This is a genomic window from Halomonas bluephagenesis (genome assembly GCF_054790765.1).
Genome location: NZ_CP133631.1, coordinates 3903858 through 3919125, shown reverse-complemented (window position 1 = coordinate 3919125; position 15268 = coordinate 3903858). Strand labels below are relative to the sequence as shown.

The 15268-nt window shown below is 50.8% G+C and carries 14 protein-coding genes; 3 read left to right on the top strand and 11 right to left on the bottom strand.

The features are described from left to right. Positions 1-26 precede the first annotated feature (26 nt). On the top strand, positions 27-527 hold the full coding sequence (locus REH51_RS17825; RefSeq protein WP_009724305.1) for a peptidylprolyl isomerase: 501 nt from the start codon (positions 27-29) through the stop codon (positions 525-527). Between the two features lie 13 nt (positions 528-540). Beyond that, entirely contained in the window at positions 541-1311 is a 771-nt protein-coding gene (locus REH51_RS17820) for a UDP-2,3-diacylglucosamine diphosphatase (protein ID WP_009724304.1), read from the top strand. A gap of 92 nt (positions 1312-1403) precedes the next feature. Here the strand turns inward: REH51_RS17820 and REH51_RS17815 are convergent, their stop codons facing one another. The 8 genes from REH51_RS17815 to REH51_RS17780 all read right to left on the bottom strand — a co-directional run bounded on the left by REH51_RS17815 (position 1404) and on the right by REH51_RS17780 (position 10899). After that, entirely contained in the window at positions 1404-3221 is a 1818-nt protein-coding gene (locus REH51_RS17815; protein WP_009724303.1) for a SurA N-terminal domain-containing protein, read from the bottom strand. A 112-nt stretch (positions 3222-3333) separates the two neighbouring features. Next, positions 3334-3606, bottom strand: coding sequence for a non-specific DNA-binding protein Hbs (locus tag REH51_RS17810; protein WP_009724302.1), 273 nt, complete (start codon positions 3604-3606; stop codon positions 3334-3336). A 194-nt stretch (positions 3607-3800) separates the two neighbouring features. Beyond that, positions 3801-6230: an endopeptidase La gene (gene lon, locus REH51_RS17805; protein WP_009724301.1), complete on the bottom strand. Its 2430-nt coding sequence runs from the start codon at positions 6228-6230 to the stop codon at positions 3801-3803. A 198-nt stretch (positions 6231-6428) separates the two neighbouring features. Beyond that, the gene (clpX, locus tag REH51_RS17800) at positions 6429-7709 is read right to left on the bottom strand and encodes an ATP-dependent Clp protease ATP-binding subunit ClpX (RefSeq protein ID WP_498936480.1); all 1281 of its coding nucleotides are present in this window, start codon (positions 7707-7709) and stop codon (positions 6429-6431) included. A 74-nt stretch (positions 7710-7783) separates the two neighbouring features. Beyond that, entirely contained in the window at positions 7784-8401 is a 618-nt protein-coding gene (gene clpP, locus REH51_RS17795) for an ATP-dependent Clp endopeptidase proteolytic subunit ClpP (protein ID WP_009724299.1), read from the bottom strand. 62 nt (positions 8402-8463) lie between these two features. Continuing rightward, positions 8464-9816, bottom strand: coding sequence for a trigger factor (gene tig / locus REH51_RS17790; RefSeq protein WP_009724298.1), 1353 nt, complete (start codon positions 9814-9816; stop codon positions 8464-8466). 250 nt (positions 9817-10066) lie between these two features. After that, complete coding sequence (locus REH51_RS17785; protein ID WP_009724297.1) at positions 10067-10435, bottom strand: hypothetical protein; 369 nt, start codon at positions 10433-10435, stop codon at positions 10067-10069. Between the two features lie 2 nt (positions 10436-10437). After that, complete coding sequence (locus tag REH51_RS17780; RefSeq protein ID WP_009724296.1) at positions 10438-10899, bottom strand: flavodoxin domain-containing protein; 462 nt, start codon at positions 10897-10899, stop codon at positions 10438-10440. A gap of 144 nt (positions 10900-11043) precedes the next feature. Between REH51_RS17780 and REH51_RS17775 the strand changes: the two genes are divergently transcribed. Next, on the top strand, positions 11044-11250 hold the full coding sequence (locus tag REH51_RS17775; RefSeq protein ID WP_009724295.1) for a DUF2788 domain-containing protein: 207 nt from the start codon (positions 11044-11046) through the stop codon (positions 11248-11250). A 93-nt stretch (positions 11251-11343) separates the two neighbouring features. Here REH51_RS17775 and REH51_RS17770 read toward each other — a convergent pair whose 3' ends face one another. The 3 genes from REH51_RS17770 to pheS all read right to left on the bottom strand — a co-directional run bounded on the left by REH51_RS17770 (position 11344) and on the right by pheS (position 15173). Next, on the bottom strand, positions 11344-11640 hold the full coding sequence (locus REH51_RS17770; RefSeq protein ID WP_009724294.1) for an integration host factor subunit alpha: 297 nt from the start codon (positions 11638-11640) through the stop codon (positions 11344-11346). Positions 11641-11745: 105 nt separating this feature from the next. Continuing rightward, positions 11746-14127 carry a phenylalanine--tRNA ligase subunit beta gene (gene pheT, locus REH51_RS17765; protein WP_009724293.1) on the bottom strand — a complete coding sequence of 794 codons (2382 nt, stop codon included), beginning with the start codon at positions 14125-14127 and terminating at the stop codon, positions 11746-11748. Positions 14128-14153: 26 nt separating this feature from the next. Then, entirely contained in the window at positions 14154-15173 is a 1020-nt protein-coding gene (gene pheS, locus REH51_RS17760) for a phenylalanine--tRNA ligase subunit alpha (RefSeq protein ID WP_009724292.1), read from the bottom strand. Positions 15174-15268: the final 95 nt, after the last annotated feature.

Genomic DNA, 15268 nt, shown 5'->3' with positions numbered 1-15268 from the left:
CGCCTTTATTGAACAGGAATTTATCTATGATCGTATTACAGACCAACCACGGTGACATCACTATTGCGCTTAATCATGAAAAAGCGCCCAAAACTGCCGCCAATTTTGAGCAATATGTCCGCGATGGTTTTTATGATGGCACTTTGTTCCATCGTGTTATCGATGGCTTCATGGTTCAGGGCGGTGGCTTCGATCAAGATTTCAACCAAAAGCCGACGCGTGACCCAATCGAAAACGAAGCCGACAATGGATTACAAAACACTGTTGGCACACTTGCGATGGCGCGCACCCAAGACCCTCACTCTGCCACGGCACAGTTCTTTATCAACGTTGGAAACAATAGCTTCTTGAATCATAGTGGTAAAAGCCTACAAGGCTGGGGTTACGCTGTGTTTGGAGAGGTTATCGAAGGCATGGACGTGGTAGACGCCATCCGTGGTGTAAGCACCACGCGCCGAGGAATGCATGCTGACGTGCCCGCAGACGATGTCATCATTGAGCGCGCTTACGTTAAAGAAGCCGACTAATTTTGGGAGTTCTATGCGCACTCTGCTGATAGCTGATACGCATCTAAGCAGTGATACCCCTGAGATTAATCAGGGGTTTTATCGTTACTTAGAGCGCACCGCTGCAGGGGCTGATGCCCTGTATCTTCTAGGCGACTTATTTGACGCCTGGATTGGGGATGACCTCCTTGATACACCACATCCTCTTAGCGGCATTGCCTGGGAAGTGATCAAACGGTTGCGTAAATTAAGCAGCAACGGAACCTCCATTTACTTCCTGCACGGCAATCGCGACTTTCTGATTGGCGAGCGCTTCATCCATGAGTGCCAAGCCTCTTTGCTACCCGAAAGCCAAACAGTGGAACTCCAGGGCGTGCCAGCCGTTATTCTGCACGGCGACAGCCTTTGCACCAGAGATGATGCATATATGGCGTTCCGCCAACAGTCGAGAGATCCTCAGTGGCAAACGCAGATCTTATCTTTACCCCTTGATCAGCGGCTGGAACTTGCCAAGAGCCTGCGCATGCAGTCAGGCGATGCTAACGCGAATAAAGCGGAAGCAATCATGGACGTGACACCTGAAGAAGTAGTAACGCTGATGGCGCGCTCCGGTGTCACTACCATGATTCATGGTCACACCCACCGGCCTAAGGTACATGATTTGACGGTCGAGGATGTGCCCGCAAAACGATTTGTTCTTGGTGATTGGGATGACAAACATGGCTGGGACATTGTGGTTGAGCGCACGACAGAACATAACACCATGCCTATTCTGCGCCAATTTACCTTAGCTAACCCACCCTAATACCTAACGCTGCGACATCACGAAAAAGCCATCAAAAAAGCCGACCAAATTAACTTGGCCGGCTTTTTCTTGGAGTGATGATGACGCGTTAATTAACGTTCAATTTCCGCATCACTACGCAGGTCGTCTACCAAGCCCTGAATGACAGACTGCGCGCGGAGTTGCTCAGCCATTTGTGCTACAAAAGAGGTAAGCTGTTCGTCAACTTCGCCTACTGACACGCTATCAAGCGCTATGATAGCAACGCTTTCCGGCAGTGACACAGAGCGATAAATGCTAGCGCCCTCCTGCGGACGCGGCATACGAAACACCTCCTGTACAACCGTTTGGGGAAGCACACTTTCAGACTGGCGTGAGATATTGCTAGCTTCAAGCCAATCAATGTCGTTGGCCTCACCAGCTTCCAAAGACGCTATTATACGAGATGCCTCTTGCTTAATCGCCTCCTGGCGTTGTTGAACAACAACCGCACTCGCGACCTCATCACGCACATCGTCTAATGCCAGCTGAGTCGCTTCGCGATGCTCCGCAACACGCAGCACGAGACGCCGATCATCATCAAGCTCGATCACTTCGCTGTTATAGCCTTCCTGTAATACGTCAGCACTAAAGGCCTCATCAAGCACACCTGGCTCTGAAAGTACGCCCTCGCCTTCACCACGTGCTAACCAGTCAGTCTGGTTAAGCGTTAGACCGAGGTCATCCGCTACGCTTTGTAGATCATCGGCAGCAAAACTCTCATCAATTAAGCGCTGCACTTGCTGATTGAACTCATCACTGACGTCACGCAGAGCAACATCTTGCTGAAGTGCCTCGCGCTGCTCCTCAAAGGCGGGTGCTGCAAGCTCAGTTACCTGAAGGATATGAAATGCACCATCCATTTCCACCAGTTGTGATGTCTCACCCTCATTAAGAGCAAAAGCTGCTTCATCAAAGGCTTCACCGAAGAAACCACGACTGATAACTCCTAAGTCACCGCCTTCTTCAGCACTTGCCGTGTCATCTGAGTAACGCAGTGCTGTATCGGCAAACGACTCACCACTGTTCAAGGCTTCTAGGGCCTCGTTAGCGTGTGCTTGCGCTTCTTCGCGGCTGCGCTCGTCGCCAAACGTCACCATGATATGAGAAACACGTCGATCAGCATTGCGATTCTGTTCGCGCCACGCATCGCGCAACTGCTGTTCGTCAACCTCAACGTTTTCCGCCATGGTTTGACGGTCAACTAGCACATATTCAACACGCACCTGCTCAGGGCGCTCGAAACGTTCTTGATTTGCGTCGAAGTAATCCTGCATATGCGTTTCAGTAACATCCACATCAACGCTTACATCGTTAGCATCTAATAAAACATAGCGAAAACTGCGCTGCTGACGCTGTAGCTCAGCTAAACGCTCCTGCTCGCTTTCCAAACTGAAGTCGCTAAAAGCAAGGCCTTGCTGCAAATGCTGACGCTTGATATCAGCCCGTAGCTCTTCCCGAAACGCCACTGGGGTATATCCCGCACCAGCGAGACGATTCCGGAATATCTCAGCTGAAAACCGACCATCTTGATCATGAAATTCTGGTAAACCAACAATCATTTGATCTAGCTGGGCATCGGAGACGAACACACCGCCATCTTCAGCATACTGCGTTAGCAGCTGCTGAGTTATCAGCTGATCAAGCACGTCATTGCGAAGCGCCCGCTCTTGCTCTGGTGGCACTTGCCCAGAGCGAAGTGCACGTTGCACCTCAAGCTCAACCTGCTGTCGCATAATTGGCTCGCCATTAACGCTCGCCACTTCATTCGGGTCATCGCCGAAAACACTAAACAGCGACTCCACGCCAAAAAGCGCCATGGCAGCAACCATAACACCGATAATTATTTTGGCACCCCAGCTTCTGGAGCCATCTCGAATACTTTGCAGCATGCTAGCCTCAGATCATCACAGCTATCTATCGCCCCAACCTAGCGGGCCAGAAAAAAACATGGGCGCATCGCGGATGCGATGCGCCCATTAGCTTACAGCAAACGCGAGCCAATTAGTTGACGGCGTCTTTCAGCGCTTTACCGGCTTTGAAGCTGGGAACTTTTGCAGCGCTAATTTCAATCGGCTGACCCGTCTGCGGGTTACGGCCAGTACGTGCGGCACGCTCTTTAATTGCGAAAGTACCAAAACCTACCAGGGAAACACTTTCGCCTTTTTTGAGGCTATCGGTGACAGACTCCACCATGGCATCCAATGCGCGGGTTGCCGCTGCTTTCGGAATATCAGCAGATGCGGCAATAGCTTCAATCAGCTCGGACTTATTCACACTTCACCCCTTAACTGTTTCAAAAAAATGGCTCTGAACGGCACTGCCACCGTTAGATACAACTTCAAAGCGTAGCTGTGTTTTATAGCAATGCCTTGAAACTCCTGTCAAGCGACAGTGCCGAGAAATGCCCGTAACTCAAGGCCTTGGGCAAAATTATTAAGTAATGTTAAAACTCAGTAGAGCATTAACGCTTAATGGGTACTCGTTACGGCGGTTGAACTAAAAGCCGGATCGGAACCTTTTAACGATACACTCTCGTCAATTGGGTCGCTATGTAGCGCTACGGCCAGAACTTCATCTATCCACTGTACGGGGCGGATATCAAGAGCCCCTTTAATATTTTCTGGCACTTCCTTGAGGTCCCGACGATTTTCCTCAGGAATTAAGACCGTCTTTATACCACCGCGGCGGGCTGCCAGCAATTTCTCCTTTAGCCCCCCAATAGGCATCACTTCGCCACGTAGGTTCACTTCGCCCGTCATGGCCACATCACAACGCACAGGGCGTTGAGTATAAGCAGAGACAATGGCGGTTACCATGGCAATGCCTGCACTGGGGCCATCTTTGGGCGTAGCGCCCTCTGGAACATGGATATGCAAGTCTTCGTTTTCAAACCGCTGCGGATCAATACCATACTCTTTCGCACGCGCCTTAACGACCGTTTGCGCCGCACTCACTGACTCTTTCATAACATCGCCCAGTGAGCCGGTTTTGTTAATACGCCCCTTGCCGGGCGTAACAACAGATTCGATATTCAATAATTCGCCGCCAACCGATGTCCACGCCAGCCCCGTCACGCGGCCGACTTGATCTTCTTGCTCAGCCAACCCGTAGCTATAACGGCGAACACCGGCATAGGCTTCAATATCTTCAGCTGCCAGCACCTGTTGAGCCTGCAGCTTACTTCCCTGCTTGCCACTAGTTGTCTGCTCGGCTTCTAAGCGCTCACGCAGCACCTTACGGCACACTTTAGCTATCTGACGCTCTAGCTCTCGCACCCCGGCTTCACGCGTGTAATAACGCACCAGTTCTAGCAGCGCATCATCGTTGAGGGCCAGCTCTTCTGTTTTGAGGCCATTCGCCTCCTGCTGCTTAGGCAACAAATAGCGTCTCGCGATCGCTAGCTTTTCATCTTCGGTGTAACCCGGCAGACGAATTATTTCCATACGGTCCAACAGCGGACCAGGAATATTCATCGAGTTAGCAGTGCAGATAAATAGCGTTTCAGAAAGATCGTAGTCCAACTCAAGGTAATGATCACTAAAGCTGTTGTTTTGCTCAGGATCAAGCACCTCTAGCAGCGCTGACGCCGGGTCTCCGCGATGATCCATACCGAGCTTATCGACTTCATCCAATAAAAACAGCGGGTTTTTAACGCCAGCACGACTCATCCGCTGCATTAACTTACCCGGCAAGGAGCCGATATAGGTGCGGCGATGACCACGAATTTCAGACTCATCGCGCACGCCACCTAACGCCAAGCGGACATACTTACGATTCGTGGCCCGCGCGATGGATTGACCAAGCGAGGTTTTGCCCACCCCTGGCGGGCCCACCAAGCATAATACGGGCCCTTTCATCTTGCGCACACGCTTTTGTACCGCAAGATACTCAAGAATACGCGCTTTTACTTCTTCTAAGCCGTAATGGTCTTGATCCAGCACTTCCTGAGCTTTCACTAGGTCGTGCTTGACGCGGGTACGCTTCTTCCATGGGACGGCAATTAGCCAGTCTAGATAGGAGCGAACCACGGTAGCCTCGGCTGAGTTAGCAGCCATCATCTTTAGCTTATTAAGCTCTTGCGTAGCTTTTTCAGCGGCTTCTTTAGGCATGCCAGATGAGGCGATGGCTTGCTCGTATTTTTCAGCCTCATTCGGCACATTATCCAGCTCACCCATCTCTTTCTGGATGGCCTTCATCTGCTCATTGAGGTAATACTCGCGCTGGGTCTTTTCCATCTGCTCTTTCACACGCGAGCGGATGCGTTTTTCAACCTGCAACAGATCAATTTCTGACTCGATAAGCGCCATTAAGTGCTCTATACGATCGCGTACGCGATCCATTTCGAGCAACTCTTGCTTATCGCCTATCTTTAATGACAGGTGCGCGCAGATGGTATCGACCAGCCGGCTTGGGTCTTCAATTCCAGAAAGCGAATTGAGTACCTCATTAGGCACTTTTTTAGACAACTTAACGTATTGCTCAAATTGGTTGAGCAGCACACGCACCAGCGCTTCTTGCTCTCGACTGGTTAGCGGCTCACTCTCGCGAGGGACCAAGTAAGCTTGGGTGTAGCCCGCCTCGTGCTCTTCAATATCAATAACGTCAGCGCGAAAATTACCCTCAATCAACACTTTCACAGTGCCATCGGGCAATTTTAGCAGTTGCATGATATCGGCCACGGTGCCCATGGCATAAAGATCAGCGTTATCGGGCTCATCCTGGGAGGCCTCGCGCTGAGCCACCAGCAGCACACGTTTGTCGGCCTCCATCGCCGCTTCCAACGCTTGGATGGACTTCTCACGACCAACAAAAAGTGGAATAACCATTTGCGGGTACACAACCACATCCCGCAAAGGCAACAGGGGTAGACATTGTGTCTGATCGGCGTTCTGCTGCATCGCAGACGTTCCTCAAAATCGGATGAGTACTTGAAAGGGTACTTAGCCAAGTACCTCACAGTATGAAAAGCATGGCGCTAGGCGCTGAGCGGCTAGGCAAACATTTCATGAGTAACTTATGAATAACAAGGGGTCGCCTAGGCGACCCCTTGGTTTGGCGCAAGCGGTAAAAGCTAGGCCGTGTCGTGCACTTAGATACTAGCCATCGGTGCCATCAACACGAGTGTCTTCCTGCTGCGAATAGATCAGCAGTGGCTCGCTTTCGCCAGCAATCACTGAACTATCAATTACCACCTTGCTAACACCTTCAAGCGAAGGAATCTCATACATGGTATCTAGCAGCACAGATTCAAGAATAGACCGCAACCCTCGCGCCCCGGTCTTACGCTCCATGGCCTTGGTTGCGACAGCACGCAGCGCATCATCTCTGAACTCGAGCGTGACATCTTCCATCTCAAAGAGCTTAGCGTACTGCTTAACCAGCGAGTTCTTAGGCTCGGTTAAGATCTGCACCAGCGCATCTTCATTTAGCTCAGTGAGCGTCGCAATAACGGGTAGACGTCCAACAAACTCAGGAATTAAACCAAATTTCACTAAATCGTCTGGCTCTACGTCTGCTAACAATTCACCGACACCACGTGAAGACTCTTTGCTCTTCACACTGGCATTGAAACCAATGCCGCCTTTCTCAGCACGGTCGCGGATAACTTTATCAAGTCCCGCGAAAGCACCACCCACAATAAACAGAATGTTGGCCGTATTAACCTGAACAAATTCTTGCTGGGGATGCTTACGACCACCCTGAGGTGGCACGGATGCTGTTGTGCCTTCAATCAACTTGAGTAGCGCCTGCTGGACGCCCTCACCCGACACATCACGCGTGATGGAAGGGTTGTCAGACTTGCGCGAAATCTTATCGATTTCATCGATATAGACAATGCCTCGCTCAGCCTTCTCGACGTCGTAATCACACTTTTGCAAAAGCTTTTGGATGATGTTCTCAACATCCTCACCCACATAACCTGCTTCTGTCAGCGTGGTGGCATCGGCAATGGTAAAAGGCACATTCAATAGCCGCGCCATGGTTTCCGCCAGCAGTGTTTTACCACTACCCGTAGGACCAATAAGCAGAATATTTGATTTACCTAGTTCTACATCGCCTTCGCGCACTTCCGTCTTAAGACGCTTGTAGTGGTTATAAACCGCTACAGAAAGCACCATTTTGGCGCGATCTTGTCCGATGACATAGTCGTCTAACGTATGACGTATTTCGCGAGGCGTAGGTAAACGCTCTTCATCGCTCTCGGCATCGGCTTTGAGAACTTCTTCGCGAATGATGTCATTACATAAGTCGACACACTCATCGCAGATATATACGGACGGGCCTGCAATTAGCTTACGTACTTCGTTTTGATTTTTACCACAAAACGAGCAGTATAAGAGCTTGCCACCTTCGTCCTTGCCTTTGCCGTCGGCCATTCGCGTACCTCTATCACTGCGGCGGCTTACGCCGCCGGAAAAGCTCGTTAGAAAAGCAGAATCCTATCACGCTATCAGGATGTAGGCCGCTTATCCAGCACTGCGTCAATCAAGCCATATTCTTGGGCTGTAGTGGCGCTCATAAAGTTGTCACGGTCAGTATCCCTAGCAACAGCCTCAAGATCTTGACCAGTGTGGTGAGCCAAAATCTGATTCAGCTTCTCACGAATACCTAAAATCTCACGAGTGTGAATTTCGATATCAGACGCTTGGCCTTGATAGCCACCTAACGGCTGATGAATCATCACACGAGAATTAGGCAAACAATAACGCTTACCCGCTGCGCCGGCCGTCAGCAACAGTGCACCCATGCTGGCTGCTTGACCAATACATACGGTCGAAACATCAGGCTTAATAAACTGCATGGTGTCATAAATAGACATACCTGCCGTAACAGATCCACCAGGCGAGTTAATGTAAAGGTGAATATCTTTATCAGGATTCTCTGACTCAAGAAACAGCAGCTGCGCTACGACTAAATTCGCCATGTAATCTTCAACTGGTCCCACCAGGAAAATAACACGCTCTTTTAGCAGACGTGAGTAGATGTCATAGGCTCTTTCCCCTTTGGCGCTCTGCTCAACCACCATGGGCACTAAACCGCCGGCGTTTTGAATATCAAACTCACTCATTCGTGATTCCTTGCGTCCGGTAAGGGAAAGCGCACCCATCTTGGGTGCGCCACGCGATAAAGTTAGGCGCTAGCTTGCTCGCTTTCTTCAACACCTTCATCTTGCTCGGCTTGTTGCTGGGCAGCTGCCAGTGCTTGCTGGTATGACATTTCAACGTCTTTAACGTTCGCCTGCTCCAGCAGCTTATCAACGGCCTTTTCTTCCAGAATGGCAGACTTCACCTGAGTTTTGAGCTGCTCATTGCCCATGTAGTATTCAACTACTTCGGAAGGATCCTGATACTGCTCTGCCAGTTCTTCAACCTTGGCTTTAATCGCGTCATCGTCAGCGTCTAGCTCATTCGCTTTGATAACCTCGGCCAACAACAAGCCTACCTGAACACGACCTTTCGCTTGTGCTTCGAACAGCTCATTCGGCAGCTGACTAACGTCAAAATCTTCGCCAAGACCAAATTGCTGTGCCGCTTGGCGTTTCATACCGTCAGTTTCTTGCTGGACAAGCGCACTTGGCACAGGAATATCATTCGCTTTTTTCAGCGCATCTAATACCTGCTGCTTCACACGGTTATCAACCGCCTGGGCCGCTTCACGGGTCATGTTCTTTTTGATCTCAGCGCGGAATTTGGTTTCATCACCATCTTCAACACCGAAACGCTCAATGAACTCAGCGTCAACTTCAGGCAGCGCTTGGCTGCTCACGCTATGAACAGTGACTTTGAATGTGGCTTCGTTACCAGCCAAATGCTCGGCTTGGTAATCTTCAGGGAACGTAACAGTGATGGTTTTCTCATCACCTGCTTTCGTGCCGATCAACTGCTCTTCAAAGCCTGGAATGAAGCTATTGGAACCAATGACCAGGGCATGGCCTTCAGCGCTTCCACCCTCAAACGGCTCATCGCCCAGGAAGCCCTGGAAATCGATGGTAACTTGATCGCCATCAGCGGCAGCGGCGTCTACTTCTTCCCACGCAGCGTTTTGCTTGCGCAGCGTATCGATCATTTCGTCGACATCAGCATCGTTAACCGTCACTACCGGACGCTCAACTTCGGTGCCTTCGATAGATGCAAGCTCGACCTGCGGATAAATTTCCATAACCGCCACAAACTCTAGATCTTTGCCAGCTTGATTTACTTTTGGCTCAATCTGGGGGAATCCGGCAGGGTTTAGGCCTTCTTCGGTGATGGCACGCACATAGCGCTCACGCATCACTTCCCCTACCACTTCATTGCGCACGCTGTCGCCGTAGCGCTGACGAACTACAGCCATCGGCACTCGGCCTTGGCGAAAACCATTCAGGCGAACGTTCTTCGCGGTGTCTTTCAAGCGAGCGCTGACGGCCTCGTCGATTTCGGCGGCCGGCACCTGAATTGTGATACGGCGTTCGATCTGGGAGGTCGTCTCGACGGAAACTTGCATGAATTGTCCTCTAGCGGCTGGGCGTTATGTTGATTGCGTAAATTAAGTTCAAGGGGGCAATTTTAAGAACCCTAGCGCATCGTGGCAAGCGCCATGCTCGCAAGATGGGGGCATAACCCACAAATACAAGGGTAATCACTAGCAAAACGATCGTTTTAGGCCGTTTTTTCTGACCGCAGCACAGTCAAAACCATTTCCAAATGTTAAACGTAGCTTTTCGGTCTAATTATCACACTTAAGACAATGGCCTTTAATCGCGCTTTGCCCACCACAAAGAAACAGCATGGAATAGCAGCCCACATGTTGCGGCGTGGGAAATAAACACTTGCCAGCTAATCCAATCAGTAAACAAACCATGCCAGAAACCCATTACCAGGGCACCCATTAGCAGCATAATTAATAAGCGCTGACATAATTTTGGCAGGGCTTTTCGTGCGCTAGCGGACAGCATTTTCCACTGAATAACGGCAGCGCCCGCTACGATGGCTAACGCAATAAGCAACAAGGTTTGGCGTGTTTCATGCCCTTCTACCATGTAGCGGGGTATCGCAGCCAGCATCACAATGCAAAGTCCGAGGGCAACGCTTATGCGCTCTGGAGAATAAGGGACTCGCTGCATCGTTAGGCAACCTTTAGCTGCTGAGATTCAATCCACTCTTCCGCCCACGGGATAGCGGCGTCATCTGCCATAAAGGTTTCCATAGCATCTACTTCCAGCCGATCACCTAAACGCGTTGCACCATGGTCCTCTAATAGCGCATCGAGTGCCCTTCCCGCCCCACAAAACGTATCACCGTAGGAGCTATCACCCAACGCAATTAGCCCATACCGCAATGAGGTAAGCGAAGGGTTTTTTTCCTGCACACCCCGCACAAAGGAAACAAAATTACCTGGATAGTCGCCGCTTCCCGTGGTCGATACACAAAACAGCGTAAGATCTTGGTTATTAGTTAAATCTTCAATCGTCGGCTGCTCAGAAATATTAACCTTATAGCCAGCCTGTTCAAACAACGGCTTTACTTGCTCTGCGACATCTAGCGCACCACCGTACATTGTTCCGACTAGAATCGTTAGCGTTGGCATGGCCGTACTCCTCTGCAAAAGTGTCGCACTGTGCTTTGTTCAGTCGACAAATACCCGATGAATTTGGTCAAATATTAACACGACTCGTAAAAACGGCACACGCCTTCTCATGAGGCGACTATCAATCTTCCAGTAGGAAATCTTATGCAGCAACTCTTCGAGGCATGGATAACACCGATCATGGTCGGTGGTTTAATCGTGTTTATGTGCTTTATTATTTGGGACTTAGCTAAGAAGTCGAACGCAGGGAAATTTGGCACGATCATGCTTTTTGTCGTTTTGGGGGCCGGCATGCTGGGTTATATCATCAAGGTAGTGATCACTTGGCTCATCGAAGGGCGTGGACTTTAGCCAGAAAATAAAAAAAGGAGCACCAAACGGCGCTCCTTTTCATGTGCAACTATCTTAGCCAATGCAACAGTACGTTTAAATTTCCACTACACATTAGCTGCTTGTATAGCGCTCTACCTGCTGCTTTAATTTTTGACCGGGACGAAAAGTAACCACGCGCCGGGCAGAAATGGGAATCTCTTCACCTGTTTTGGGGTTACGCCCCGGTCTTTCACGCTTATCACGCAAATCGAAATTTCCGAAACCCGATAGCTTAACCTGCTCATTTTCGCGCAAGCAGGCACGAATTTCTTCAAAAAAAGCCTCAACCATGGCTTTGGCTTCTCGCTTCGACAGCGCAAGCTCAGTGTGTAAATGTTCTGCTAGCTCTGCTTTGGTCAACGCACCCATAAGGCCCCCTCCATGTAGCAAACGCATTGCCAAGAACGTGATAAGCGCGTGTCATGGCATTGTTTAATTATTCGCGTAACTATTCACAAATACTTCCCACGAATACTATCCACGTAGCTCAGCGTCTAATTCAGCTCGCACTTGCGATACGATGGAATCTACCAACGGGTTGATTTCATCGTCATTTAGCGTGCGCGATGCATGCTGCCACGTCAAGCCCAACGCAATACTCTTGTAACCATCGGCGACGCCCTTACCAGCATAGACATCAAACAGCTTAATGTCTTTTAAGTAATCCCCCGCTTGCGCTTTTGCACAGTCAAGTAGCGCCTGCACCGGCGTCTCCGCCTTAACAGTAAAGGCCAAGTCACGGCGAACCTCAGGATAACGAGACAGCGGTTCAAAAGCTGGAATGACACCCTCGCTGAGCGCATCTAAACGAACTTCAAACATAACAGCATCAACTTTCAGTCCAAGCTTAGCTCGCACTTGAGGATGTAACGTGCCAATCCAACCAGCAGGCTTACCATGATGCAACAGCTTCGCCGTTTGCCCAGGATGTAATGAAGGATGCTCACCTGGCTCAAAGCGCCATGCGTCAAGCGCGCCACCAAGCGCTAGCAGGCTTTCTAAATCCCCTTTAAGATCGTAGAAATCGACCTGGGCTTTAACACCATTCCAACCCTCAACTTCACGACCTCCGCACGCCAGCGCCCCCATCATTGGGATCTGCGAGAGGTTGTCCAAATGGCCGTTAAATACCAATCCGGTTTCAAACAGTCTGACACGAGTTTGCTGGCGGTTGAGGTTGTGCTCAAGCGCACGCACTAAGCCGGGGAACAGACTAGCCCGCATCACCGACAAATCTGACGAAATCGGGTTCGCCAGCACTGGTGAAACTGCATCTGGCAACATCGTCGCTTGCAGATCAGGCGAAACAAAGCTGTAAGTTATCGCCTCCTGAAAACCACGAGCTACCATTTGGTTGCGCAGTTGAGCTTGCGTTAACACCGCCTCGTTAGCCGGACGTAACGCCAAACGCGCCGCAGGACGTCGGACAGGCAGGTTGTTGTAGCCATGAACGCGCGCAATCTCCTCAATGAGGTCTTCTTCGATCGCCACGTCAAAACGCCAGCTGGGCGCTGTGACTGACCAGCCATCTACCTGCTTATCAACCGCAAGCCCTAAACGCTGAAGAATATCAGTTACGTCTTCAACTGGCAGACGCTTCGAAAGCGCACTTTCAAGACGCGCCTCGCGCAGCACGATGCTGCGTGGCACTGGCAGGTGCTCATCACTAGACGACTCAGTAACAGGCCCTGCCTGGCCACCACATATATCCATCAGGAGCTGACTGGCACGTTCAACGGCCACACTGGCAAGCGCCGGATCAACGCCACGCTCAAAACGATGAGATGCATCTGTATGGAGGCCATAAGAACGGGCCTGTCCTGCGATAGCCAGCGGCGTGAAATAGGCAGACTCCAAGAAAATCGTATCGGTTTTCTCATTCACCCCTGAATTCTCGCCCCCCATGACACCTGCCATTGCAAGAGGGCCCTTATCATCTGCAATAACCAGCGTTTCCGGCCTAAGCGCCACTTCTTGCCCGTCCAACAAGGTCAAACGCTCTTCATTACGCGCCAAACGAACGGTGATACCGCCGTGAAGATTGTCACGGTCAAATGCATGCAATGGTTGCCCCAGCTCTAACATCACATAGTTGGTGACATCAACTACGGGGTCGATAGAGCGAACACCGCTGCGCCGGAGGCGCTCTACCATCCACAGTGGGGTTTCGACGCTAACATCAACGCCTTTGATAATACGACCCATGTAGCGCGGGCATTGCTCCGGCGCCTCAATACGTACTGAAAAAGTATCATCGATGCTGGCATCAACAGCAGCAATGTCGGGCCCACTCACCGGAAGGCGATTGAGCACACCCACTTCTCGTGCCAGCCCTTTGATGCTGAGACAATCACCACGGTTCGGCGTGAGATCAACCTCAATGGTCATGTCGTCAAGCTGCATGTACTCCCGAAAACTGATGCCTACCGGTGCGGAAGCAGGCAGCACCAAAATACCAGGTGACGTGTCCTCCTCCAGACCTAACTCAGAGGCCGAGCAAATCATTCCGCGGGACTCAACGCCACGCAACTTGGCTTTCTTGATTTTAAAGTCGCCAGGCAGAACCCCACCTACCTGAGCAAACGGAATTTTTTGACCAACGTCGACGTTGGGAGCGCCGCAAACAACCTGCACAGGCTCACCGGTACCATCATTGACAGTACATACGTTGAGCTTGTCAGCATCAGGGTGCCTCTCTTTAGTCAGCACCTCTGCAATGACTACCCCACTAAACGAGGACGCAACGGCCTCAATGGCATCGACTTCAAGGCCTGCCATGGTGATTTGATCGGCGATTGCCTGTGTATCAAGCTGCGGAGCCACCCAGTCACGCAGCCACTGTTCTGAAAATTTCATATTGATTCCCGTCGCTGGCAGCGGTCTTAGGTAAATTGGCGAAGAAAACGCAGATCGTTCTCAAAGAACAAACGCAGATCGTTAACACCGTAGCGCAACATCGCAAGCCGCTCGGCCCCCATACCAAACGCAAACCCTGTATAGCGCTCAGTATCAATGCCTGAATGCCGGAACACCTCGGGATGCACCATGCCACAGCCCATAACCTCCAACCAGCCGCTATGCGAGCAGACACGACAACCATTTCCACTACACATCACGCACTGAATATCGACCTCTGCAGAGGGCTCAGTGAATGGAAAGTAAGAAGGACGGAAGCGTACTGAGAGATCATCGCGTTCAAAAAACGCCTGGAGAAAATCCTCAATAGTGCCCTTAAGATCTGCAAAACTCACACCTTCGTCGACCAACAGACCTTCCACTTGGTGGAACATTGGGGTGTGAGTGAGATCTGAATCACTACGGTAGACACGACCGGGACAGACAATACGGATCGGCGGTTCGCCACTCTTCATAGTACGTACTTGAACGGGCGACGTATGGGTACGTAACAAACGGGTAGCATCGAAATAGAAGGTGTCTGCCATACCACGCGCAGGGTGATGAGCAGGTATATTTAGCGCCTCAAAATTGTGATAGTCATCTTCAATTTCTGGCCCTACCGCCACATCGTAGCCAATTCTGGTAAACAAGCCTTCAATACGCTCAAGCGTACGGGTGACAGGGTGTAGACCACCACTCTCCTGACCTCGGCCAGGCAGCGTCACATCAATTCGTTCAGCGGCCAAGCGAGCGCTGAGCGCTTCGCTTTCAAGCTGCTGACGCTTCGTATCAATTTCAGTTGCCAGGGTCTGTTTCGCCTGATTAATTTGCTCACCGGCGGCAGGACGCTCTTCTGCTGATAGCTTCCCTAAGCCTTTCAACAAGGCCGTCACTTCGCCTTTTTTACCCAAGTAACGTACGCGCAACTCATCTAGGGCAGGGACACTTTGCGCCGCATGAATAGCATCGCGAGCCTCTGACACCAGAGTAGGAAGATGGTCCATCCGATTCACTCCGAATTAAGCGATTTCCATCTCTAAAGATGGCTGGCATGTTGAAGGTGACAAAAAAACAGGGGAAGAGCGGCTGCTCTTCCCCT

Coding starts and splice junctions, on each gene's coding strand:
- REH51_RS17825 (WP_009724305.1), top strand. CDS start 27: ATGATCGTATTACAGACCAACCACGGTGACATCACTATTGCGCTTAAT.
- REH51_RS17820 (WP_009724304.1), top strand. CDS start 541: ATGCGCACTCTGCTGATAGCTGATACGCATCTAAGCAGTGATACCCCT.
- REH51_RS17815 (WP_009724303.1), bottom strand. CDS start 3,221: ATGCTGCAAAGTATTCGAGATGGCTCCAGAAGCTGGGGTGCCAAAATA.
- lon (WP_009724301.1), bottom strand. CDS start 6,230: ATGCAGCAGAACGCCGATCAGACACAATGTCTACCCCTGTTGCCTTTG.
- clpX (WP_498936480.1), bottom strand. CDS start 7,709: ATGGCCGACGGCAAAGGCAAGGACGAAGGTGGCAAGCTCTTATACTGC.
- clpP (WP_009724299.1), bottom strand. CDS start 8,401: ATGAGTGAGTTTGATATTCAAAACGCCGGCGGTTTAGTGCCCATGGTG.
- tig (WP_009724298.1), bottom strand. CDS start 9,816: ATGCAAGTTTCCGTCGAGACGACCTCCCAGATCGAACGCCGTATCACA.
- REH51_RS17785 (WP_009724297.1), bottom strand. CDS start 10,435: ATGCAGCGAGTCCCTTATTCTCCAGAGCGCATAAGCGTTGCCCTCGGA.
- REH51_RS17780 (WP_009724296.1), bottom strand. CDS start 10,899: ATGCCAACGCTAACGATTCTAGTCGGAACAATGTACGGTGGTGCGCTA.
- REH51_RS17775 (WP_009724295.1), top strand. CDS start 11,044: ATGCAGCAACTCTTCGAGGCATGGATAACACCGATCATGGTCGGTGGT.
- REH51_RS17770 (WP_009724294.1), bottom strand. CDS start 11,640: ATGGGTGCGTTGACCAAAGCAGAGCTAGCAGAACATTTACACACTGAG.
- pheT (WP_009724293.1), bottom strand. CDS start 14,127: ATGAAATTTTCAGAACAGTGGCTGCGTGACTGGGTGGCTCCGCAGCTT.
- pheS (WP_009724292.1), bottom strand. CDS start 15,173: ATGGACCATCTTCCTACTCTGGTGTCAGAGGCTCGCGATGCTATTCAT.